Source organism: Rhodococcus quanlei (assembly GCF_055231015.1).
Genome location: NZ_JBUYWD010000049.1, coordinates 1 through 712, shown reverse-complemented (window position 1 = coordinate 712; position 712 = coordinate 1). Strand labels below are relative to the sequence as shown.

Sequence of the window (712 nt, the reverse complement as noted above, 5' to 3'; positions counted from 1 at the left end):
TGGTGTTGTCGGATCCTGTGGTGTTGTCGGGTTTTGGTGGTGTGGTGGGTGGTGGTGCGGGGGTTGGGTGTGCTGCGTATGTGATGTATACGTCGGGGTCGACGGGGGTGCCGAAGGGTGTGGTGGTTACGCATGCGGGGTTGGCGAACCTGGTCGCCGACGAAGCCCGCCGATGCGCAACGACTTCGGATTCCGTTGTGTCCCACATAACGTCCCCCACCTTCGATGCTTCGATCTTCGAGATGCTCATGGCCTTCGGGGTGGGCGCAACGCTGGTGATCGCACCACCGGACGTCTACGCCGGTGAGGCGCTGACGAGCTTTCTCGCCGACAACCACGTCACTCATGCTTTCGTCACCCCCACCGTTCTCGGCACCCTCGATCCGGCTCGACTGCAGGCCGTGCAACTGCTCGTCGTGGCGGGAGAACCATTGCGAGCCGAAACGGTCGAGAAGTGGGCGCCGGGTCGACGCATGTTGAACGCATACGGTCCCACCGAGGCAACGATCCAGTCGACGGTGAGCGACCCGCTGGATCCGGGCGAACCGATCGACATCGGTGGACCGACCATGGGTGTCGACGTACTGCTTCTGGATCGGTGGTTGTGTCCGGTTCCGGTGGGTGTGGTGGGGGAGTTGTATGTGGTCGGGGGTGGGCTTGCTCGTGGTTATCACCGGATGCCGGGTGTGACGGCGGCTGGGTTCGTGGCGTG

General features: G+C 63.5%; 1 protein-coding gene and 1 pseudogene. One reads left to right on the top strand and one right to left on the bottom strand.

Annotation, left to right across the window (positions count from 1 at the left end; all coding sequences use genetic code 11):
• Positions 1–208 (bottom strand): annotated as a pseudogene (locus ACZI8Q_RS20680) (hypothetical protein); the annotation flags it as partial.
• On the opposite strand from ACZI8Q_RS20680, the gene ACZI8Q_RS20675 reads away from it, so the two are divergent.
• The coding region (locus tag ACZI8Q_RS20675) for an AMP-binding protein (RefSeq protein ID WP_463375450.1) at positions 108–712 on the top strand (605 nt) is incomplete at its 3' end. The pseudogene ACZI8Q_RS20680 and the gene ACZI8Q_RS20675 overlap by 101 nt on opposite strands.